The organism is Desulfonauticus autotrophicus, from assembly GCF_055381725.1.
The window spans coordinates 987,545-1,009,436 of sequence record NZ_AP042395.1 but is presented as its reverse complement, the minus strand read 5'-3'; the positions used below and the strand labels follow the sequence as shown (position 1 = coordinate 1,009,436).

At 37.9% G+C, this 21,892-nt stretch carries 21 protein-coding genes and 3 pseudogenes; 21 read left to right on the top strand and 3 right to left on the bottom strand.

Annotation, left to right across the window (positions count from 1 at the left end; all coding sequences use genetic code 11):
• Nucleotides 1-8: 8 nt before the first annotated feature.
• Complete coding sequence (locus tag ACZ42F_RS05820; RefSeq protein WP_464280078.1) at nucleotides 9-995, bottom strand: HD-GYP domain-containing protein; 987 nt, start codon at nucleotides 993-995, stop codon at nucleotides 9-11.
• Nucleotides 992-2,392, bottom strand: coding sequence for a pyruvate kinase (gene pyk / locus ACZ42F_RS05815; RefSeq protein ID WP_464280077.1), 1,401 nt, complete (start codon nucleotides 2,390-2,392; stop codon nucleotides 992-994). Before pyk ends, ACZ42F_RS05820 begins: the two co-directional genes overlap by 4 nt.
• Nucleotides 2,393-2,545: 153 nt before the next feature.
• Between pyk and mraZ the strand changes: the two genes are divergently transcribed.
• The 21 genes and pseudogenes from mraZ to ACZ42F_RS05710 all read left to right on the top strand — a co-directional run bounded on the left by mraZ (nucleotide 2,546) and on the right by ACZ42F_RS05710 (nucleotide 21,138).
• On the top strand, nucleotides 2,546-3,001 hold the full coding sequence (mraZ, locus tag ACZ42F_RS05810) for a division/cell wall cluster transcriptional repressor MraZ (protein WP_029967971.1): 456 nt from the start codon (nucleotides 2,546-2,548) through the stop codon (nucleotides 2,999-3,001).
• A 109-nt stretch (nucleotides 3,002-3,110) separates the two neighbouring features.
• The gene (gene rsmH, locus ACZ42F_RS05805) at nucleotides 3,111-3,929 is read left to right on the top strand and encodes a 16S rRNA (cytosine(1402)-N(4))-methyltransferase RsmH (RefSeq protein ID WP_464280076.1); all 819 of its coding nucleotides are present in this window, start codon (nucleotides 3,111-3,113) and stop codon (nucleotides 3,927-3,929) included.
• A complete protein-coding gene (locus tag ACZ42F_RS05800; protein WP_029967967.1) occupies nucleotides 3,926-4,192 on the top strand; it encodes a hypothetical protein in 267 nt (88 codons plus the stop codon). Before rsmH ends, ACZ42F_RS05800 begins: the two co-directional genes overlap by 4 nt.
• Nucleotides 4,189-4,938, top strand: a complete 750-nt coding sequence (locus ACZ42F_RS05795; RefSeq protein WP_464280075.1) for a hypothetical protein — start codon at nucleotides 4,189-4,191, stop codon at nucleotides 4,936-4,938. The genes ACZ42F_RS05800 and ACZ42F_RS05795 overlap by 4 nt, the downstream gene beginning before the upstream one ends.
• Nucleotides 4,902-5,608 (top strand): annotated as a pseudogene (locus ACZ42F_RS05790) (penicillin-binding transpeptidase domain-containing protein). Before ACZ42F_RS05795 ends, ACZ42F_RS05790 begins: the two are co-directional and overlap by 37 nt.
• Nucleotides 5,539-6,105 carry a penicillin-binding transpeptidase domain-containing protein gene (locus tag ACZ42F_RS05785; protein ID WP_464280074.1) on the top strand — a complete coding sequence of 189 codons (567 nt, stop codon included), beginning with the start codon at nucleotides 5,539-5,541 and terminating at the stop codon, nucleotides 6,103-6,105. Before ACZ42F_RS05790 ends, ACZ42F_RS05785 begins: the two are co-directional and overlap by 70 nt.
• 3 nt (nucleotides 6,106-6,108) lie before the next feature.
• Nucleotides 6,109-7,532: pseudogene (locus tag ACZ42F_RS05780) on the top strand (UDP-N-acetylmuramoyl-L-alanyl-D-glutamate--2,6-diaminopimelate ligase).
• On the top strand, nucleotides 7,522-8,886 hold the full coding sequence (locus ACZ42F_RS05775) for a UDP-N-acetylmuramoyl-tripeptide--D-alanyl-D-alanine ligase (RefSeq protein ID WP_464280073.1): 1,365 nt from the start codon (nucleotides 7,522-7,524) through the stop codon (nucleotides 8,884-8,886). The pseudogene ACZ42F_RS05780 and the gene ACZ42F_RS05775 overlap by 11 nt, the downstream one beginning before the upstream one ends.
• Before the next feature lie 2 nt (nucleotides 8,887-8,888).
• A complete protein-coding gene (gene mraY / locus ACZ42F_RS05770; protein WP_464280072.1) occupies nucleotides 8,889-9,965 on the top strand; it encodes a phospho-N-acetylmuramoyl-pentapeptide-transferase in 1,077 nt (358 codons plus the stop codon).
• Nucleotides 9,966-9,967: 2 nt separating this feature from the next.
• Nucleotides 9,968-11,272, top strand: a complete 1,305-nt coding sequence (gene murD, locus ACZ42F_RS05765) for a UDP-N-acetylmuramoyl-L-alanine--D-glutamate ligase (protein WP_464280071.1) — start codon at nucleotides 9,968-9,970, stop codon at nucleotides 11,270-11,272.
• Nucleotides 11,256-12,353 carry a putative lipid II flippase FtsW gene (ftsW, locus tag ACZ42F_RS05760; protein WP_464280070.1) on the top strand — a complete coding sequence of 366 codons (1,098 nt, stop codon included), beginning with the start codon at nucleotides 11,256-11,258 and terminating at the stop codon, nucleotides 12,351-12,353. The genes murD and ftsW overlap by 17 nt, the downstream gene beginning before the upstream one ends.
• Complete coding sequence (murG, locus tag ACZ42F_RS05755; protein WP_464280069.1) at nucleotides 12,350-13,429, top strand: undecaprenyldiphospho-muramoylpentapeptide beta-N-acetylglucosaminyltransferase; 1,080 nt, start codon at nucleotides 12,350-12,352, stop codon at nucleotides 13,427-13,429. Before ftsW ends, murG begins: the two co-directional genes overlap by 4 nt.
• Nucleotides 13,430-13,431: 2 nt before the next feature.
• Nucleotides 13,432-14,792 (top strand): annotated as a pseudogene (gene murC / locus ACZ42F_RS05750) (UDP-N-acetylmuramate--L-alanine ligase).
• On the top strand, nucleotides 14,789-15,667 hold the full coding sequence (gene murB / locus ACZ42F_RS05745) for a UDP-N-acetylmuramate dehydrogenase (protein WP_464280068.1): 879 nt from the start codon (nucleotides 14,789-14,791) through the stop codon (nucleotides 15,665-15,667). Before murC ends, murB begins: the two are co-directional and overlap by 4 nt.
• A gap of 152 nt (nucleotides 15,668-15,819) precedes the next feature.
• Complete coding sequence (locus tag ACZ42F_RS05740) at nucleotides 15,820-16,218, top strand: cell division protein FtsQ/DivIB (protein WP_464280067.1); 399 nt, start codon at nucleotides 15,820-15,822, stop codon at nucleotides 16,216-16,218.
• Nucleotides 16,219-16,433: 215 nt separating this feature from the next.
• The gene (gene ftsA / locus ACZ42F_RS05735; RefSeq protein ID WP_464280066.1) at nucleotides 16,434-17,660 is read left to right on the top strand and encodes a cell division protein FtsA; all 1,227 of its coding nucleotides are present in this window, start codon (nucleotides 16,434-16,436) and stop codon (nucleotides 17,658-17,660) included.
• Nucleotides 17,661-17,688: 28 nt separating this feature from the next.
• Nucleotides 17,689-18,906, top strand: a complete 1,218-nt coding sequence (gene ftsZ, locus ACZ42F_RS05730; RefSeq protein ID WP_029967927.1) for a cell division protein FtsZ — start codon at nucleotides 17,689-17,691, stop codon at nucleotides 18,904-18,906.
• Between the two features lie 124 nt (nucleotides 18,907-19,030).
• Complete coding sequence (locus tag ACZ42F_RS05725) at nucleotides 19,031-20,206, top strand: radical SAM protein (protein ID WP_464280065.1); 1,176 nt, start codon at nucleotides 19,031-19,033, stop codon at nucleotides 20,204-20,206.
• A gap of 23 nt (nucleotides 20,207-20,229) precedes the next feature.
• Entirely contained in the window at nucleotides 20,230-20,577 is a 348-nt protein-coding gene (locus ACZ42F_RS05720) for a hypothetical protein (protein WP_464280064.1), read from the top strand.
• The gene (locus ACZ42F_RS05715) at nucleotides 20,561-20,857 is read left to right on the top strand and encodes a MoaD/ThiS family protein (RefSeq protein ID WP_464280063.1); all 297 of its coding nucleotides are present in this window, start codon (nucleotides 20,561-20,563) and stop codon (nucleotides 20,855-20,857) included. The genes ACZ42F_RS05720 and ACZ42F_RS05715 overlap by 17 nt, the downstream gene beginning before the upstream one ends.
• 26 nt (nucleotides 20,858-20,883) lie before the next feature.
• On the top strand, nucleotides 20,884-21,138 hold the full coding sequence (locus tag ACZ42F_RS05710; RefSeq protein ID WP_029967921.1) for a DUF6899 family protein: 255 nt from the start codon (nucleotides 20,884-20,886) through the stop codon (nucleotides 21,136-21,138).
• 51 nt (nucleotides 21,139-21,189) lie between these two features.
• Here the strand turns inward: ACZ42F_RS05710 and ACZ42F_RS05705 are convergent, their stop codons facing one another.
• Complete coding sequence (locus ACZ42F_RS05705) at nucleotides 21,190-21,795, bottom strand: FmdE family protein (RefSeq protein WP_029967919.1); 606 nt, start codon at nucleotides 21,793-21,795, stop codon at nucleotides 21,190-21,192.
• Nucleotides 21,796-21,892: the final 97 nt, after the last annotated feature.

Sequence of the window (21,892 nt, the reverse complement as noted above, 5' to 3'; positions counted from 1 at the left end):
ATTATCTTTTATTTAACAAAGGTATCTGTTAAAATATTTAACAATCCAGTATAGGCTTTGGAGTCCAGCTTTTTGCTTTGGGAGGGGAGTACTTCTATTAGTTGGATGGGTTGAATACCTTGAGCCAGGAGTTCTGCACTGAAGTTGGCCAGGCTACATATCCTGCCAGCTGTGCTTAATTCCTGTCCGGAAAGTTTGCGAGGATAGCCACTGCCATCTAAGAATTCGTGGTGTTCCAGATGACAGTTTAAAAGAGGTTCTTCCCGAATATCTAGCTTACGCATTATATTGGCACTGGTGGTGGGGTGGTTAAAAAGTTTTTGTTGTTCTTCTGGAGTGAGATTGGATTTTTTTTCTCGGATAAATTTGGGTATACGGTAAAAACCGAGTTCATAGGAAAAGAGCCCCAGGGTTATAAAGATAATTTCTTTTTCTTTAAATTCCCTGGACATGTTTAAAAGAATGCTAAGACCAATTATACCTGCATTGTAAGTGTGTTTGGTCAAGTCTTCAGAGGTCTGGGTAAAGAGATTTTTTAAAAGGCCTTTTAGGCGATAGGGGTCCTGGCGCACATATTCTAGTAAAACCAACACATCTTCTTTTAACTGTTCCCAGGCTGGTTTTACCGGTTGTTCATAAAATTCTAATATCTTTTCTGGAATAGCTAGCTTTAAAATATCTATAATCTCTGTAGGAGTTAGATTTTTATCCACTAAAATAAGGTCCAATTGTTTACTGATGTGCTTGGAATAAATGGGATGGTCGTCTCTGGAAACAAATACAACTCCTTCTTTGGCCAGATTGATGATGTTTTCTCTTTCTTCTTCCTGGAGTCTGGTTTCTTTTTTATAAAGAGGTTGAAGAGAGGCAATGTTTTCTTTGAAGAGGTATAAGTTTACTGGCATTCTAAACTTGGGAAAACTTTCTAAAATGCGAGGGGATATTTGATAAAATTCCTGATTTAAAGAAGCTGCATCAATTTTTATATTTTTCATTTTATGTAGACCTTAATCAAATTGGTTGGACAGCTATCCTGTCCTTCTTTAGGATGCCCTGCAGTAATTACTACCAAGTCTTTGGAAACAAATTTATTACTATTTTCCACAAAATATTCTACTCTTCTTAAATGGTCTATAATATTTTGTCCAGTCAATATTGGAATTACTCCCCAGAAAAAGTTCATATACTTTAACACACTTGCAGATGGACTGAGTCCATATATGGGCTCTTCTGGTCTAAAAGAGCTAAGTAATCTTGCTGTAGTGCCAGAGTTGGTATGGGCCAGTAAGGCTTTGGCCTTTAACTTTTGAGCCAATACACAGGCAGCGTGAGCTATGGACATTTCAGAATCTTTTTCTTGCGGCTCGGCAATGGATTTTCGCAATTTAAAGAAATTTTTTTCTGCTTCTTCTCCTATTTCGCGCATGTATTTTACTGCTTCTACAGGGTAATTACCTATAGCTGTTTCTTCAGAAAGCATGACACAATCTGCTCCATCCAGAATGGCATTGGCAATATCTGTGGTTTCAGCTCTGGTGGGCATGGGACTGTTGACCATGGAAAGTAGCATTTGAGTAGCTACAATAACAGGTTTACCTGTTTGTTTGCATTTGCGAATGATTTCCTTTTGTAAAAAAGGTAAGCTGGGCAGGGGACACTCCAGCCCCAGGTCTCCTCGAGCTACCATTATGCCATCAGCAATAGCTAAAATGTCCTCCAGCCTGTCCAGAGCGGCCTGTCTTTCCAGTTTGGCAATAACAGGTAATTTTTTATTTTTTTTGGCACAAATGGCTTTGGCCTGGGCAATGTCTTCTGGCCCCTGTACAAAGGAAAGGGCAAGGGCATCAATTCCCAGGTCTATGCCTTCTAAAATGTCTTGCTTGTCCTTTTCAGTAAGGGCTGCCAGTTTTAATCTTTTGCCTGGGAAGGTAATACCTTTGCCAGAAGTGATAAGTCCATTGTCTCTGGCTTTTAGGAGTAATTCCTCAGAAGAGTTTTTTAACACTTCAAAGGCCAGACCACCATCACTGATGCGCACCAGGTCTTTGGGAGAAAGAGTATCCAGTAGTTCCAGGTTGGCAAAAGGGATGAAATTTTCTGCTTCCTGCGGCCCTTTTCCCAGGTAGAAGAGCTCTTCTTTGTGTACGGTAAGAGGGCTTTTTTTCAGGTGTCCAATTCTGATTTTGGGTCCGCAGAGATCCTGGAGAAGGGTAAGAGGCTTTTTTAATTCTTCTTCAATGGTTCGGATTTTTTGCACTATATTTTCAAAGTCCTTGGCCCGGCCGTGAGAAAAGTTTAAACGAAAAATGGATACGCCATTTTCAATAAGACCTTTGATTACTTCTACTTTTTCACTGGCAGGACCTAGGGTGGCAATAATCCTGGTACGCATAGGCCTCTCCTTGTTCTAAGAGATTAGTATCTTTTATTTTCTTTATATCGAAAAAAAAAAAAAAAAGGGGTAAAGTTGTAAAAAAATAGTTGACTTTTTCTTGCGCTATGTAAAAGAAAGTGGTAAAAAGTGGTAAAAAGTAGAAGGAAAGGGATGTTTAGAGGGCACACACTGCGCAATATTGATGCCAAGGGAAGGCTACTCCTTCCTCCTGAGTTTCGGGAAGAGGTTTTACGGCTTTCTCCAGAGGGCAAGCTAATGTTGACCAATTTTGATCAGTGTGTGGTGGGGTATCCCTTGCCTGAGTGGGAGGCTATTGAAAAGAGTTTTTCCTCTTTAAATATGGCCAATAAACTTTTCCGAGATTTTCATCGTTTTTTTATTAGCGGAGCTATGGAAGTTTCCCTGGATAAGCAGGGAAGAATTTTAGTTCCTCCCTATTTAAGGCAATATGCCAAACTTCAGAAAGATATTGTACTGGCTGGTGTGGGGCGTAAGTTTGAAATCTGGGATAGAGAGCTTTTTGAAGCCCAGAGACAGGAAGTGGAAGCCAATTTTGAGCAGGTAATGGATAAACTGGCTGAACAGGGTTTTGAGTTAAGGTTTTAGCAATGGAACATATACCTGTTTTGGAGAAAGAAATTTTATTCTGGCTGGAGCCTGAAAAAGAAAAAGAATTCTGGATGGGACCCTGGGTTTGGGTGGACATTCCTTTTCTTTGTTAGAGCATAGCCAGGCCAGACTGGTGGGGATTGACCTTGACTCTCAAGCCCTGGAACTAGCCAGACAAAGACTTACTCCCTTTGCAGATAGGGTGCACTTATTTGAGGGTAATTATGCGGATTTTGATTTGTTTTTGGCTGAGATGGGGTGGGAAAAAGTGGATGGAGTGCTCTTAGATTTGGGAGTGTCTTCCCTGCAGTTAGATTCGGCTGCAAAGGGGTTTAGTTTTTTAAGAGACGGTCCTTTGGATATGCGTATGAGTAAAAAAGAGGGGGAATCTGCTTTTTTTTTAGTTAATAAAGCTTCTTTTGAGCGCTTAAAGGAAATTATTTTTGAGTTTGGAGAGGAGCCCTTGGCCGGAAGAATTGCCAGAGCCATAGTAGAGGCTAGAAGTAAGAAAACTATAGAAACCACTTTAGAGTTAGCAGAGATTGTGAGCCGGGCCTATCCTGCCAAGCGAAGAAGAGAGGCCAGAAACCATCCGGCCACCAAGACCTTTCAGGCTTTAAGGATTGCAGTTAATAAGGAATTGGATTCTTTAAAAAGGTTTTTGGATAAAATATTTTCCTATCTTGCTCCCCAGGGTCGCCTGGCCATTATTTCTTTTCATTCGCTGGAAGATAGAATCGTCAAAAAGGTATTTAAAAAAGAAGCCAAAGACTGTCTTTGTCCCCCAGAAGTGGTGATTTGCCAGTGTGGCCATAAAAAACAAATTAAAATTTTAACTAATAAACCCATTTTAGCTGGAGAAGAGGAAGTTAGGCAAAATCCCAGAAGCAGGAGTGCTAAATTAAGAGTGGCTGAAAAGATATGAAAAAGGAAAGCTGGTTCCTGATAATTTTAATTTTTAGCGGACTCTTGTTGGGCTTTTTTAAAATCTGGCTCAGTATTTCCATTGCGGACTTGGCTTATCAATCCAGTAAATTAGAGAAAAAGGTTCTTGTAGCTCAGGAAAAACAGGCCAAGCTACTAGCAGAAAAAGAATACCTGCTCTCACCTTTAAGGTTAAAAGAAGAAGCTGAAAAATTGGGGTTAAGGCCGCCTCAGGAAAAGGAAGTAAGGGTACTGGCCAAATGAGCTTAAAGCATAGACTGAAAGCAAAAGACAAAAGTAAGCATCGCTTTGGACTGGTAGCAGTAGTTTTTTCTCCTGACTTTAGGGCTCTGGGCCAGGGCCTTTTGGATTCAAATTTGGTGGGCTCCAGAGATAAAAGCCAGATTTTCCAATCACTATTTTGTAGAAAAAAGGTCCAGGGCTATCGAGGTAAGATCCTGGATCGCAATGGAGTGGTTTTAGCCCAGAGTGTCCAGACCTTTTCAGTATTTGCCAGACCATATGAGGTAAAAAGTGCCTCTTCAGTAGCTAAGCAGTTGGCCCGTATTTTAGAGTTAGATTCCAAGGAAGTATTAGAGAAGTTGCAAAAAAAGAATTCTTTTGTCTGGATTAAGAGAAAAATAAGTGATGCCAAGGCGGCTCAGATCAAGAAAATCTTTTTACCTGAGTCAGGGATATATTTGACTACAGAGTTCACCAGGGTTTATCCCCAGGGGCATCTGCTGGGGCAAGTCTTGGGCTTTACCAATATAGATGGAGAGGGTTTAGAGGGGTTAGAAAAGAGTTTTGATAAGGTTTTGCAGGGAAAGGAAAAACAATTTGTTGCCTTTCAGGACGGTAAGGGAAGGCTCATAAAATACACTTTCCTATCTCCTCTTTTAGCTGGCAAGGACCTGGTTTTAACCATAGACACAAGGGTTCAAGCCTTTGCCGAGGATATTTTGGAAAAAGTGTGCAAAAGTTTCAGGCCAGGCATGGTCAGCTTATAGTGGTAGAGGTGGACAATGGCGAAGTCCTGGCTTTGGCCAATTATCCTTTTTTTAATCCCAACCTCTTTTATCTCTCCACTCCTCAAGAAAGAAGAAACAGGGCAGCCCTGGATCTTTTTGAACCAGGCTCTACAGCTAAGCCTTTTTTATTAGCTGCAGCTTTAGAAAAAAAGTGGTGAAGCCCAAATCTATTTATTTTTGTGAGCAGGGAAAGTGGAAGCTGGACAACATAGTTATTGAAGATACTCATCCCTATGGCTGGTTGCCTGTAAACAAAATCCTTAGATATTCCAGCAACATTGGGGCAGGTAAAATTGCACTGGAATTGGGAGCTGAAAACTATTATCGCTTTCTCGCTGAGTTTGGCTTTAAGGATAAAGTGGATATCCCTTTACCTGGTCTTTCGGAAAGTTTGTTACGGCCACCCTATAAGTGGAATAGGGTAGACCTGGCTTCTGCTGCCTTTGGCCAGGGTTGGGCAACCACTGGTTTGCACCTGGTTCAAGCTTACTTAGCTATTGCCAGAAAGGGAGAGTTTGTTCCCTTAAAGTTATTACGTTCTCCTACAGTAGAGCAGGAAAAGGAAGAAGAATTTTTAGCGTGCAAACAGGTAAGCAACTTTTGGACATGCTCTGGGAAGTGGTCAATCAGGAAGGCACAGGAAAGTTAAGCAAATTAGAAGAAGTGGAGTTAGGTGGAAAAACCGGAACAGCTCAAAAGGCGGATTTAAAACAAGGTGGTTATAAAGAGGGGGTTTATACTTCTTCCTTTGTGGGGTTGTTGCCAGCCAGAAATCCTAAATATGTTGTTTTTTTACTCTTAGATGAGCCTCGAAAAGGACATTACGGAGGGGTAGTTGCTGGTCCAGGCGTGAAGGAGATGTCTTTGCGACTTTTATCAGTAGATCACTCTTTACTTCCTTCAACTACTGTTCCTGCAAAAACAAAACATGTTTTTTCCCAGGAGATAAAAAAAGAAGTGGTATGGAAAAATAGATTGCCTGATTTAAGGGGACAGTCAGTGCGTAGAGCAATGGATGTGCTTATTTCCCAAGGCCTTATCCCTCAATTAAAAGGACAGGGTTTAGTGGTTAGAGGCCAGAAACCTGCACCAGGGGTGGAATTGAAGAAAAATATGCAGGTGGAATTATTGCTGGGAGAAAGTTAATTTATGTCTAAAGAATACTCTTTTTTACTGGATTTAGCTAAAAAAGGAAAAAGAGTTGTTTCTGACTCTAGAAAGGTTGAGCCTGGAGATATTTTTGTGGCTTTGCCTGGTACTACAGTAGATGGTAATGAATTCATACAAGATGCCTTGAGTAAAGGCGCTCAATATGTACTTTCTGCCAACCAGGAAATAGTTTCTAAACTGGGAGAAAAAGGAATTTTTCATCCCAATCCTACTCAGGCCCTGGGAGAACTGGCCAATTCTTATTATTTTCCTCAAGGACGAAAAATAAAACTTATTGGAATTACTGGAACCAATGGCAAAACCACTACTTCTTATTTAATTGCCCATGTGTTGGAAAAAATAGGGTTTAAAGCAGGTATTGTTGGCACTATAAATATAAGGATAGGAAATACTTCTTTCCCAGCTTCTTTAACCACTCCGGATTGTTTGAGCTTGTATAGTTATTTATCTGATATGGAAAAAAAGGAATGGATTATGCTTGTATAGAAGTTTCTTCACATGCTTTAGACCAAGATAGAGTTGCAGGACTTGAATTTGAGGCTGGTATTTTTACCAATTTAACTCAGGATCATCTGGATTATCATAAAAGCATGGAAGAGTATTTTTTAGCTAAGAAAAAGATGTTTACATTATATTCCAATAGGGCAATTGTAAATGGTGATTCTGAGTGGGGTAAAAAGATTATAGATGATTTAAAAAATAAAGATAGTATAACCTATGGTTTTAAAAATTATAATGACATTAAGGTATTAGATTATATAGCTAACTTAAAAGGAATAGAAGGTACAGTAAAGTTAAAAGATAGAATAGAAAAAGTTTTTTTACCCCTTTTGGGCAAGTATAATCTCTATAATTTATTGGCCTGTATGGGCTTAATAGTGTGTTTACAGTTGTCAGTTGATTGGTCAGAGGTTTTAAAAAGTTTTCCCGGAGTTCCAGGCAGGGTAGAAAAAATTGTTAATAAGAAAAATTTAAATATAGTAGTAGATTATGCTCATACTCCTGACGCCTTAGAAAATGTATGTAAGACTTTAAGAGAACTTACAGATAAAAAGCTAGTCGTTGTATTTGGGTGTGGTGGAAATAGAGATAAAAGTAAAAGACCTCTTATGGCTAAAGCAGTAAGTAAGTTTGCTGATATGGCAATCGTTACTTCTGATAATCCTCGTTTTGAAGAACCAGAAAAGATTATTGAAGATATTCTTCCAGGGTTTTCAGAGAATTATTCTTATGAGGTAGAGATAGATAGAAAAAAAGCTATAAAAAGAGCTATTGAGCTTTTAACTCCAGAAGACCTTTTGCTTATTGCTGGTAAAGGGCATGAAGATTATCAAGAAATAAAAGGAATTCGCTATCCTTTTGCAGATAAAAAAGTGGTGCAGGAAATTTTAAATGAAGCTTAGACTAAAGGATATTTATTTAATTACCAGGGCCATAGGAGAATTAAAAGGCCAGGAAGATAAAGCTATAAAGGGTATAAAAATAGATAGTCGTCTGGTAGAAGAGGGAGATATCTTTTTTTGTATTCGTGGCAACAGGTTTGATGGTCATAGTTTTGCCCAGGAGGCAGAAAAAAAAGGCGCTTTGGCTTTAGTAGTACATAGGCCTTTAGAATATGAACCTCACATACCTGTGCTTTTAGTAGATGATACTATTAAGGCTCTGGGTAGAGTGGCTAATTTTTTAAGAAAAAATTCTAAAGCCAAAGTAGTGGCTTTTACTGGTTCAGCTGGAAAAACTACAACCAAGGAAATTGCTTATTTTTTATTGAAGCAAAGACATAAAGTGGAGAGAAATTTTAAGAACTGGAACAATCAAATTGGAATACCTCTTTCTATTTTCAATTTTAGTGGAGAGGAAGATATTTGGTTGCTGGAAGTTGGTATAAATAACACTTATGATATGGATGAATTGGGAGAAATTGTGACTCCTGATGTGGCTGTGATTCTCAATGTAGGACCCTGTCATTTAGAAGGACTTAAGAATGTAAAAGAAGTAGCTAAAAATAAGATGAAGTTGCTACAATTTCTTACTTCCAGTGGTATTTCTTTTATTAATGATAAATATTTAGAATTGGTGGAAGAAGCTAAAAATTATCCCCGGGTTAACAAGATATATTTCAAGCAAGAAGATAGTATTCAGGTAAAATTTAAAGGCATTTCTAAAGATAAAAAAGGGTTGTTTATAATTACGTGGATAGGGGAAGAATTTGAAGTAGAGCTTCCTTTTTGGGGAATTCAATTTGAGGATAATTTAAAGTGTGCACTTTTATTAAGCAAATACTTTTCCCTAACTAAAGAAGAAGTTATTCAAGGCTTAAAAACAATAGAACTTCCCCAGCATAGGTTTAACTTTTTTCAGCAAGGTGTTTTTGGGGTTATAGATGATAGTTATAATGCCAATCCTCTTTCTATGCGGGCTTCTTTATATAGTGCCAAAACTATAGCTAATGAACTTCCTTTGATTTTGGTTTTAGGAGATATGGCTGAATTGGGAGCAGCAACAGAAGAGGAACACTTAAATTTAGGAAAACTATTAAGAGAAATAAATCCCTATTTGATTTTTTATAAAGGTAAAAATTATCGCTTTGTTGCTCAAGGTTATGGAAAAGAAGATAGTATTTTAGAAGTAAATAATGAAGATGAATTTATTTCTTATATTAAAAATTATAATCTAAAAAAAGGACTGTTTTTATTTAAGGCTTCCAGGTCTATTGGTTTAGATAACTTTGTAAACAAATTTAAACGAGAGTTTTAATCATGTTTTACCATTTATTATATCCTTTATCTGATGTTTATAGTGTCTTTAATGTTTTTAGGTATATAACTTTTAGGAGCATATATGCATTGCTTACTGCTTTACTTTTAAGCATAGTTTTTGGCCCAAGATTTATTTGCTGGCTTAGAAAAATAAAGTTTGGGCAATACATTCAGGAAGAAGTTAGTTGTCATGAAAAGAAACAAGGTACTCCCACTATGGGAGGGTTATTAATTGCCTTTAGTGTACTTACCAGTGTGCTTTTATGGGGGGATCTTACCAACAAATACATTTGGCTTAGCATTTTTGTTTTTGTTGGTTTTGGCCTGGTAGGTTTTGTAGATGATTATTTAAAAGTGGTAAAAAAGAACAATAAAGGGCTTAGTGCCAGGGGGAAGTTTTTAGGGCAAGTCATTGTTTCAGTGGGAGTGGTGACTTTGCTTTTAACTTTGCCAGGTTATGATACCAAGCTTCTGGTTCCTTTTTTTAAAAATTTTCAGCCAGACTTGGGACTTTTTTATATGCCCTTTGCCGTACTGGTCATGGTCGGAGCTTCCAATGGGGTAAACCTTACAGATGGTTTGGATGGCTTGGCCATTGGTCCTACTATTGTTTGTGCTGCCTGTTTTGCTTTGTTTATCTATGTCAGTGGACACATTCATTTAGCACGATATTTACAAATAGCCTACATTCCAGGGGTTGGAGAGGTTACAGTCTTTTGTGCTGCCCTGGTGGGAGCTGGCCTGGGCTTTTTATGGTTTAATGCCCATCCTGCAGATGTGTTTATGGGAGATGTGGGTAGTTTGAGTCTGGGTGGAAGTTTGGGGTTTATGGCGGTATTGTGCAAGCAGGAATTGGTTTTGGTGATAGTAGGCGGTCTTTTTGTCATTGAAACCCTTTCTGTAATCTTACAGGTGGGTTATTTTAAACTGACCAATGGAAAAAGAATCTTTAAAATGGCCCCTATTCATCATCATTTTGAGCTCAAAGGTATTCCAGAATCCAAGATTATTGTGCGGTTCTGGATTTTATCCATTTTATTGGCACTAATTGCTCTTAGTACTTTAAAGTTGAGGTAAGTATGCGCCAGTTGATTTTTCCAGGTCAATTAAAGGGTCATAGAGTGGGAGTTGTTGGTTGTGGTCGCTCCGGGCAGGGAGCGGTAAAACTACTTGCCAGGCTAGGCGCAGAAATAGTTTGGCTGGAGCAGGACCCTGCTAAAATCAGGGAAGAGGTGAAAAGCTTAGCAGATACTCTGGGGGTAAGGTTAAAAGTTGGGCAGCATGCTAAAGAAGACTTTCAAGGGCTGAATATGCTTATTTTAAGCCCTGGAGTGAATAAGAGAAATCTGGAAAGCTATCTAGATCCAAAGACCTTTGTTTACTCAGAGCTGGAATTGGCTTCCTGGTTTGTGGACAAGCCCATTATTGCGGTAACAGGTACCAATGGTAAAACCACTACAACTTTGATTCTGGAACATGTTTTAAAAAAATGGGGAAAGCGGGTTTTTGCTGGAGGAAATCTGGGAACTCCTCTCAGTGAATATTTGCTGAGTGGAGAGGAAGTAGATTATCTGGTACTGGAAGTAAGTAGTTTTCAGTTGCAAAATTGCAACTCCTTTTCTCCCCAGATAGGAATTTTACTCAACTTTTCCCCCAATCATCTGGATTTTCATTTAGACTTAGAGGAATATTGGGAAGCAAAATTAAATCTTTTTAGAAAGCAAAAAGAAAAGGACCTGGCTATATTACCTTTTATTTTTAAAGATAAATTGGAAAAATACAACTTTAAATCTTCACGCATTTATTTTGTAGCTAGAGATAAATTTAAAAATAAATATTTAAAAGGAAAACACAATCAGGAAAATTTAGAAGCAGCTTATCTAGCCTTAAATTACCTGGGATTATCTGAAAAGGAATTTCAGGGCTACATACAGGATTTTAGGCCTCCTGCGCATAGGTTAGAATACTTTTGGCAATGGCAAGATTGTTATTTTATTGATGATTCAAAATCTACCACTGTAGATTCTCTTAGAGTGGCACTGGAAAGTGTATCAGAGCCCATAAGGCTTTTTTGCGGAGGGGTTTTTAAGGGCGGAGATTTAACCTTACTTGGAAGTTTGATTCAACAAAAAGTGAAGAAGGTTTATCTTTTTGGGGAAAGTAAAGAAATTTTTGAAGCAGCCTTTTCTGACCTGGTAGATATGTCCTGGACTCCCACTCTAAAGGAGAGTCTTTTGTTGTTAAAAGCAGAAATAGGAATTAAAGAAAATATTTTACTTTCTCCAGCAACAGCAAGTTTTGACTTGTTTAAAGACTATAAGGAGAGAGGACAAGAATTTAAACGCCTGGTAAAAGAGATATTTAGTGATGGTAAAGAAGTATAAAAACTACTTTTTATATAATAATATACTTTTATTTTCTGTACTTATACTGTGTGTTATTGGTTTGACTATGATTTTTAGTTCCAGTTCTGTTCTAAGCGAAAGTAAGTTTTCCTACTTAACTAGACAGGCTGTTTTTATGGCTGTGGGTGTTTTAGTTATGCTTGTTACTTATAAAATAAATATAAATCTTTTTTTTAAAATGAGGTATATATTTATATTTGTGTCTATTTTGCTCTTAAGTTTGGTTCTATTTTCTCCCTGGAGTAAAAGTGCTGGTGGAGCCAGGCGCTGGCTTTATTTTCACTATTTTTCTGTTCAACCTCTAGAGTTTGTAAAATTTACTTTGCTTATATATCTTAGCTATTTTTATGGATTTAAACAGGATAAAATTGATAAATTTTCAGTAGGAATACTTCCACCTCTGGTCTTGACTCTTGCTTTTTGCACCTTCCTCTTTTTACAACCGGATTTTGGTGGAGCTGTATTTTTACTGAGCGTGTTTTTGGGGTTGGCTTTTGTGGGAGGAGTACCTCTACGCTATTTTGGAGGACTTTTAGGATTGGGAATTGGCGGAGTGGTTCTGGCTGTATTGCAAGCTCCTTATCGTTTGGAAAGGATTAAGGCCTTTTTAAACCCCTTCCAGGACCCTTATGATAGTGGCTATCAACTTATTCAGTCCTTTTATGGCTTGGTTAATGGGGGAATCTGGGGAGTTGGTTTGGGAGAGAGTAAACAAAAGTTTTTTTATCTACCAGAAGCTCATAATGATTTTATTTTGTCTATTTTGGGAGAGGAACTGGGGTTCTGGGGGTTAAGTTTAATTTTTGTCTTAATTCTTTTGATTTTTTGGCGCTGGATAGTGATTTTTTTGCGACAACAGGACCTGGAGAGAAGGTTGCTGGCCTTTGGGGCAGGGTTTATCTTGCTCTGGAATATGTATTTGAATCTGGGAGTGGTGCTTGGCGTTGTACCACCCAAGGGAATACCCATGCCCTTTATAAGTTATGGAGGAAGTAATCTTTTGTTGTCTTTTACTTTGGTAGGATTACTTTTAAATTTAAGCAAGCGAGGTCAAAGTTGAAAAGATTGGAAAAAATAGTCCTTTCCACTGGAGGAACAGGAGGACATATTTTTCCTGCTCTAGCTTTAGCTCAAGAAATAAAAGCAAAATATCCTGAGTGTGAAATTGTCTTTATGGGGGGTAAGTATGGACCTGAAGGTAAGATTGTGCAGGAAAAGGGCTTTGCCTTTAGGGGACTTCCAGTACGAGGCATAATGGGCAGGGGCATAAAGGGGATTGTTCAGCTTACTGGCCTGGGTCTGGCCCTTGTTCAAAGTATTTACTGGCTGAAAAAGATTAAGCCTCAGGTTGTGGTAGGCTTTGGCAGTTATGCGGGATTTGCTCCAGTGTATGCTGCTCATATCTTAAGGCTAAAAAGGGCCATTCATGAGCAAAATTCCTTTCCTGGCCTGACTAATAGGCTTTTGGCCAGAAAAGTAAATAGGGTGTTTCTTTCTTTTCCTGATGAGTTTGGCATTTTTCCTAAAGATAGGACAGTGCTTACCGGAAATCCCATTCGACAAGAGATAAAAAAAGTTTCCTTTAAGGAAGACTTTAGCTCTAAAAATCTTTTAATTTTGGGTGGTAGTCAGGGAGCCACTGTTCTCAATAAAGTTGTAGTTAAGTATTTAAAAGAATTTAAAAAACAAAAAATAAACATCTGGCATCAAACTGGTCCTAGAGATTATGAATGGGTAAAAAAAGAGTATGTAAATATTTATCCAGAAGCAAAGGTGGAGGCCTTTATTGACAACATGACAGAAGCCTACAGCTTTGCTGATTTGGTTTTTTGTAGAGCTGGAGCTTCTACCATTGCTGAACTCTGTGCAGTAAAAAGACCCAGTATTTTGGTACCCTATCCCTATGCTGCCTATGACCATCAATTAAAAAATGCTCAAGCCTTGGAAAAGATAGGAGCAGCTTTGGTGGTTTTACAGCCTTACTTACAGGAAATAAATTTTGCTTCCCTGGTTATTGACTATTTGGAAAGTCCTGCCAAATTGCGCCAGATGGCTGAAAATAGTTTAAAGTTGGGCGAAAACAGAGCCTCAGAAAAGATTCTAGAAGAGATAGAAGGGTTAATCCAAGGAGCTTAGCAGTGAAAATTAAAATCAAAAAAATTCACATGATTGGTATTGGCGGTTCAGGAATGTGTGGCATTGCTGAAGTGCTTTTAAATCTTGGTTATGAGGTGAGCGGCTCTGACTTAAAAGAAGGTGCTAGTGTAAAACGCTTACAATCCCTGGGGGCAAAGATTTTTATTGGCCATAGAGCAGAAAATCTAGGAGAGGCTCAGGTGGTGGTGCGCTCCACTGCAGTTAAGGATGATAATCCTGAAGTTATTGCTGCTAAAAAAAGAAAAATTCCCATTATTCCCAGAGCAGAAATGCTTGCTGAATTGATGCGTTTAAAGGTGGGTATTGCTGTGGCTGGCACTCATGGCAAGACCACCACTACTTCTTTTTTGGGTACTATTTTTAAAGAAGCAGGTCTTGACCCTACTGTTATTATTGGAGGTAGATTAAACGCTTTTGGTAGCAATGCAGTTTTGGGAAGTGGAGAATATTTAATAGCTGAAGCTGATGAGTCAGATGGTTCTTTTTTGTGTTTGTTTCCCATTTTTAACATTGTAACCAATATTGATGCAGACCATCTTGATTTTTATAAAGATATAACAGAGATAAAAGAAGCCTTTTTGCAGTTTATGAATAAAGTTCCTTTTTATGGTTTAAATGTAGTATGTGGAGATGATAAGAATATAAGGTCCCTTTTACCTCTGGTAAAAAGGCCAGTAATTACTTATGGTTTTTCTGAAGAAAATGACTTACAGGCTAAAATAGTTCATTGTGAACAGGGAAGTTGTTTTAGAGTGCTTTATAAAGGTAAAAATCTGGGTGAAGTTAGTTTGCCTCATCCAGGTAAACACAATGTTTTAAATGCTCTTGCTTCCATTGGTATATCCTTAGAAGTTGGTATTCAGCCAGAAGACATATTTAAGGGACTTTCTTCTTTTAAAGGAGTGGGAAGGCGTTTTGAAATCAAAGGAGAAAAAAGGGAATAATCGTGGTGGATGATTATGGTCATCATCCTACAGAAATAGAAGCTACCTTAAATACTGCGCGCCTTTGTTTTCCAGAAAGAAGATTGGTGGTTTTATTTCAACCCCACCGGTTTACTCGTACCCAGGCCTTGTTTGGAGAGTTTTGCAAGGTTTTATCCAAACCAGACTTGCTTTTACTCACCGAGATATATCCTGCTTCTGAAACTCCCATTCCTGGAGTAAGTGGCCTTACTTTAGCTCAGGGGATCAAGCAAATGGGAAAGCAGGTCCTGTTTTTTGAAACCTTTGAAGAAGTGCAAAATAAACTGGAAGATATTTTGAAACCAGGAGATTTGTTTATCACCTTAGGGGCGGGTAGTGTTTATACCATAGGGGAGAAGTTTTTGGGTTTACAATGAGAGTCATAAAAGAACCAGACTTAAAAAAACTGGCTACTATTAGGCTCCCGGGCAAGGGGACTTATTTATATCTTTTAGAAGAAGAAAGGGATCTGGACTTTATTTGCCAACTCCAGGAAAAACAAGAACCTTTTCTGGTTCTGGGCAGGGGAAGTAATCTTATTTTTGCTGAAAAGATAAATCAGCTTTTAGTAAGGTGGTTGCCTAAAAAAAGGAATTTACAGGTACTCAGGGAAGATAAGGAAAGCATAACTATTGGAGTGGATGCTTCCTTTTCTTTGCCCAGGCTACTTCAGGTTTGTGTTAGGGAAGGCTGGAGTGGTTTGGAAAATTTAGCAGGTATTCCTGCCAGTTTGGGAGGAGCTGTAGCCATGAATGCAGGCTCCTTTGGTAGCGAAATAGGAGAGGTCTGGGAAGAAGTGGAGATATGGACTGCTGAGACAGGAAAAATCAAGCTTTCCAAAGATAAAGTTGCTTTAGGGTATCGTTATTTTAACTGTGGCTATGAGTTCTTTTTGGTTGTTAATCTCAGGCTAAGATTGAAAAAGGTAAGTAAGAGTCTGGTAAAGGAAAAAATAACATATTGGTACAAAGAGAAAAAGGATAGACAACCTCTAGCATATCCCAGTGCAGGCTGCGTGTTTAAAAACCCCAATAAAGAAGTTAGTGCAGGTAAAATTTTAGAAGAATGTGGCTTTAGAGGAAAGGTTTTAGGCGGTATGGCTTTTTCCGAAAAGCATGCCAATTTTTTAATAAATTTGGGACAGGGAAATCCTACAGATGCTTTTACTCTTATAGATATGGCCAGAGAAGAAGTATTTAAACAAAAAGATATTCTTTTGGAGCCAGAAGTAAAGTTAATAAAATGTCAGTAAGTTTAACCAGTAAAAAATATAAGAGAAAAAGAAGAACTTTAGATATATTTTCTTTGCTTTTTACCCTGTTTTTAGCTATTAGTTTTGTGGCTATAGGTTCTTTTATCGTTTTGAAATTGTATTATACAATAACCACTATGGATTATTTTTCTTTGAAAAAAATAGAAATAAAAGGTAATGAAATGCTTACCTACAATGATATAACTTCTTATCTTGACCTTAGGCTTGGTGATAACTTATTTAGTTTAAATATATCTGAGCTTAATAGAAAGCTAAGAAGAAACCCTTGGGTTTATGAAAGCATAATTAAGAGAACTATTCCAGATAAACTAAGTATTGAAATAAAAGAAAAGGAACCGTTTTTCTTGTTAAAAGAGAATGATAAAATTTTTTATGCAGATATAAATGGAGATAGAATAGATGTTCTAAATCCTAAAAAATATCTGTCTTTACCCTTATTAGTGAAAAGAGACAATATTTCCTTAAAGCCCATTGTGTTTGCTTTAAGAGAAAAAGGTTTTCCTTTTCCTGGCAGAAGATTGGGGGAATAAAGGTAAAAGGTAAAGAGGTAAGGCTTTTTATTGATGGTTACAATTTATGGATTTCTCTGGAAAGGAAAGGGCTGGAAGGAGAAATAACTTTTTTAAAAAAGGTATTTATGGATTTAAAGTTAAAAAAGGAATTGGATAGGGTACGAGAAGTGAAGATAGCTGGCAACAGGGCATGGGTTAGCTATGTCCACTGAAGTATAAGCAAGGAGCTTTTTATGGCCAAAGACAATTTAATTGTAGGTTTGGATTTGGGCACTACTAAGATTTGTTGTGTGGTGGGGGAGATAACTTCAGAAGGAGTAGATGTTATTGGTATAGGCACCAGTCCTTCTACCGGGCTTAGAAAAGGGGTGGTGGTGAATATAGATCAGACTGTAAAATCCATTAAACGGGCAGTAGAAGAAGCAGAACTCATGGCTGGAAGGGAAATTCGAAGCGTCTATACAGGCATTGCCGGCAGTCATATCAAGGGATTTAATAGTCATGGAGTAATTGCAGTTAAAGGTGGAGAGGTAAGTTCCAGAGATGTGGATAGAGTAATAGATGCAGCTAAGGCTGTGGCTATTCCTCTGGATCGGGAAGTAATACATATCTTACCCCAGGAGTATATTGTGGATGAACAAAGGGGTATTATGGACCCTTTGGGAATGGCTGGAGTGAGATTGGAAGTAAAGGTGCATATTGTAACTGGAGCTGTTAGTAGTGCTCAAAATATTGTGCGCTCCTGCCACAGAGCAGGGCTGGATGTGGAGGACATTGTCCTGGAATCTTTGGCTTCTGCCCAGGCAGTACTTACAGAAGAAGAACGGGAAATCGGGGTTGCTTTGGTGGATATTGGAGGAGGTACCACTGATATTGCTATTTTTTCCAATGATTCCATTCGGCATACTGGCGTTTTGGCTATTGGAGGGACTAATCTGACCAATGATATTGCCTTTGGCCTGCGTACTCCTATGGCTGCTGCAGAGCAGATTAAGGTCAAATATGGATGTGCTCTGGCAGATTTAGTGCAGGATGCAGAAGTAATAGAAGTACCTAGCGTGGGTGGAAGAGCACCTCGTAAGTTGTCTAGACATATTTTGGCTGAGATTTGTGAACCAAGAATGGAAGAGTTGCTGGCTCTGGTAGACCAGGAGTTGGTTCGCTCTGGATTCAAAGAATCTATTGCTGCTGGAGTTGTGTTAACAGGAGGGGCTGCTTTAATTGAAGGCTTTCAGGATTTGGCTGAGCAAATTTTTAACCTGCCCACCAGAGTAGGAGAACCCATTGGGGTAGGGGGATTAAAGGATGTGGTTAATAGCCCCATGTATGCTACAGCAGTAGGTTTATTAAAATATGGGTCTGAAAAACAGCATGAGGCCAGCAGATTTAGGATAAGGGATAAAAATATTTTTAATCGTATTTTAGGGCGCATGAAAAAATGGCTTTCTGATATAAGTTAAATTTTAACTTAAAGGGAAGGAGGAACTTATGGAGTTTTTGGAATTAGAAATGGAAGGTAATGCTAAAATTAAAGTAGTAGGTGTTGGTGGTGGAGGTGGTAATGCCGTAAACAACATGATTTGTTCGGCCATGAAAGGAGTTACCTTTATTGCTGCCAATACTGACTTGCAGGACCTCAAGAAGTCCAAGGCTGAGTTTAAAATCCAGCTGGGTGAAAAACTTACTAAGGGTTTAGGGGCTGGAGCCAACCCTGAAGTAGGTCGAGAGGCTGCCCTGGAGAGCGCAGATAAGATAAAAGAGGTATTAGAAGGCAGTGATATGGTTTTTGTTACTGCTGGTATGGGCGGTGGTACAGGAACTGGGGCAGCGCCAGTGATTGCCGAAATAGCTAAGGAAATGGGAGCCTTGACTGTAGCTGTAGTCACTAAGCCCTTTTATTTTGAAGGAAAAAGACGCATTAAACAGGCTGAAGCAGGAGTAAATAATTTAAAAAAGGTCGTAGACAGCTTGATTGTTATTCCTAACGACCGTTTACTTACTTTAGCCTCTAAAAAAGCTTCTTTTATTGAAATGCTTAAAAAAGCAGATGAAGTATTATATTATGCAGTTAAGGGTATATCTGACTTGATTATGGTCCCAGGCCTTATTAACCTTGATTTTGCTGATGTAAAGGCTGTGATGGGAGAAATGGGACTGGCCATGATGGGTACTGGAATCGCTCAAGGTGAAAGCAGAGCAAGAGAAGCAGCTATGAAAGCAATTACCAGTCCTTTGCTTGAAGATATTTCTATTGAAGGAGCTAGAGGTATTTTAATGAATGTTAGTTGTGGTCCTGATATTGGTATAGATGAAGTAAGTGAAGCTGCTAATATTATTCATGAGGCTGCTCACGAAGATGCAAAAATTTACTTTGGTGCTGTAATAGATGAAAATATTGGAGATGAATTAAGAATTACTGTTATTGCTACTGGTATTGAGCACAATGATGAAAGTGGGCAGGGAGAAGATAAGGTTACTTCTATTTCTGAGGCCAAAAAATATAAAGAGCAGGGCCTGAAAAAGTCTAGAAAGGTAAAAGTTAATGTGGAAAACGAGGAAGATCTGCGTATTCCAGCTTATCTCAGGCGGGGGAAAGTAGCATCTACAGAACTCCAGGAGCAAATGGAAGAAAATTCCAAAGAAGATTTTGTTTTTGATGATGATGAATTTGAAATTCCCTCTTTTATTCGTATGCAGGCTGATTAATTAGGTTAATGAAGAAAAAAGGAGTGTTATCTACCCCAAATTAAAAAATGCACTAAAAGAATGGGGTGGACGACTGCCAGTAGCTATTGTTTTTCCGGAAAAGGAAAGTCTGGCGTTTTCCACTTTGGGCTGGCAGAGAATATATAAGGAGTTAAGCGAAGAAGATGACTTTGTTGTAGAAAGCTTTTACGGACAGGGGAGAAAAGAAGATTTGTTTTCTGTGGAAAACAATACTCCCCTTTCCTCCTTCCCGGTTATTTGTTTTAGTTTAAACTTTGAATTAGATATTTTGCCTTTTTTAAAGTTTTTAAGAGAGTTAAATCTTCCCTTAAAGTCAGAAGCCAGAGGAGAGGACTTCCCCCTTATAATTGGGGGAGGTCCTCTTTGTTTTTTAAATCCCTATCCTTTTCTTGGGACTCTGGATTTTGCCTTTGTAGGAGAAGGAGAAGAAAAATTTGTTCAATTATTAAAAGGTCTAAAAGACACCTACTTAAAACAAGGTAGTAAGCAAGATTTATTAAATGTTGCTTTAAAATCTCCTTATGTGCTTACCCTAGATAAAAAGGCCAAACGGGCTATTTGCGTACAAGATAGATTTAGCCCCAGTTATTCCTTGTTTATTTCTGACCGAAGTGCGTTCCCAGATACTCTTTTGTTGGAAATAAATAGAGGATGTTTGTATGGATGTAGGTTTTGTGCTGCTGGGTTTATCTATCGTCCTTTTAGAGAAATTAGAGTTGAAGAAGCTAAAAAAATAGTGGAAGATATAAAACCGCGTAAAGTTGGGCTGGTAGGTACTGCTCTTACTGATTGGCCTTATTTAAAAGAATTTCTTTTCTGGCTACAAGATAAAAAAATAAAATTTTCCCTCTCTTCTCTAAGAGTAAATAGTTTAGATTTTGAGTTTCTTTATTTTTTGAGAAAAACAGGTACCAGAAGTATTACTTTAGCAGTTGAAGGAATAAGTAAAAAAATTAGAAAATCCATTAATAAAAAATTTTCAGAGAAAAAATTTCTAGAAGTAGTAGAGCATATTTCCAAACTACAATTTAATAATTTAAAACTATATTTTATTTTAGGATTTCCTCAAGAAACAGAAGAAGACTTTTTAGAATTGGAAGATTTTTTTTTCAAAATAGAAGAAGCTAGAGCTAGGGGTAAGGGAAAACGGAAAAAAGGATTGGATTTAATAAGTGTAAGTGTAAGTTTTCTGGTCCCTAAACCCTGGACTCCCTTGCAGTGGATAGAGTTGCTTAAAGAAGGAGAACTGGAAAAAGAGCTAAAAGGTTTAAACAAATAATTGGCAAATTTCCCAGGACAAAGGTGAGCCTGGAAAATCCTCTTTTATCCAGGATACAGGGGATTCTGGCCAGAGGAGATGAGAAGCTATTTTTCTTTTTAGAAGAAGCTTTAAAAACTAATTCCTGGGTTAGGGCCTATAAAAATTGTAGAGAAAAATTGGATCCTTATACCAGAGAGAAAGGTTTACAAACAAGTTTTCCCTGGGAGCATATAGACATGGGGGTAAATAAAGCTTACCTGTATAAGGAGTATCTTGATTTTAAAAGAGGAAAACAAAGCCCTAAGTGTTTAAAGGATTGTGAACCTTGTGCTCGTTGTGGTTTAAAAAAATTTTATAAAGAGGAAGAGCTAGATGAAAATCACCTTTAATGCCTTTGGCTTTTTATTATTTAAACTCAGGGAAAATAATATACCCTGTCAAAACGCTATCTTAGAATTAAAAGAAGAAGCAACTCCTAAAGATATTTTGGAATTATTAGATATTAAGGAAGAAGAAGTGGAAGGGGTATTTGTAAATGGAAAGGTAAAATCCTTTGACACCAAGTTAAAAGATGGTGATAGAGTGGCCCTGGTGCCTCCTGGCACTCCAGGTCCTTATCGGCATCTTTTAGGAATCAGAGATTGTAAACATAAAGGTTCTTCCACTTAAGTTTATTTTTTTTACAAGGAGTGTCTATGCCCTATATAAAAAAGGAAAGAAGAAAACTCTTTGATTCTTTTTTAAAAGAAATAGCTAAAAATGTAGAGAGTGAAGGAGAGCTTAATTATTGTATTTATAAGCTTAGTTCCCTGGTGATTGAAAAAATTGGAGAGAGTTATGCCAATTTAAGCATGTGCTCTTCAGCTATGGAGCATGCTAAACTGGAATGGTATAGAAAAAAACTTGTTCCTTATGAAGAAAAGAAGATCTTAGAAAATGGTGATATTTAAAATTGGCAGCAGCGAACAAATATTTTTTTGTCCGCTGCTGCAAAGAATAAATTATTCCTTATAACCACTACAGGGAATACAAACTTCGCTACCGTCTTCCAGTACTCTTAGTTTGTTTACAAAAGTAAGCTCTCCACATTTAGTGCATTTTTTAGCTGTGAAAACAGCTTTTCCTTTTTTTACTTCAAAGTCAAAAATATCTCCTATTTCCAGGAAGTTTTCCTCAGGCATTTTTAAAATCTTTTCCACTAAAGGATTGGCTATTTCAGGCTCAATATCTTGAGGAGGGATACCTTGTTTTCTTTTTTGAACAAAGGGAGAATTTAAGGCCTTTTCAAAAAAATCTGCTTTTAAGGCCACTCGTACGGCTTTTCCTTTTTGGGCATCAACCAGAGTAAAAGCCATTTTGTTGTAATAGAGTTTTTGGATATTGGATTTTCCATAGGTACAGCCTGTAGCCACCATGATGCCATCTAAAAAACAACCCGCAGCATGGCCTTTTCCGGTTTCAGAAATGACCATAAGTTCTTTATCTTTGGCCCTTTCCACTCCCAAGACCTTCATAGCTGCTAAACCTGCCCTGATTCCTAAGGGCATAGCAGGACACTTGTGGCCATGAAACTTTAGTCCCATTTCATAAAGTTCTTCTAATTGCATGATGACCTCCCGTATGGTTATAATATGTTATTTATATATTTCCATATATCTATATGATTTGATAATTTGTCAAGGTCTTTTTTAAAAAAGATATACT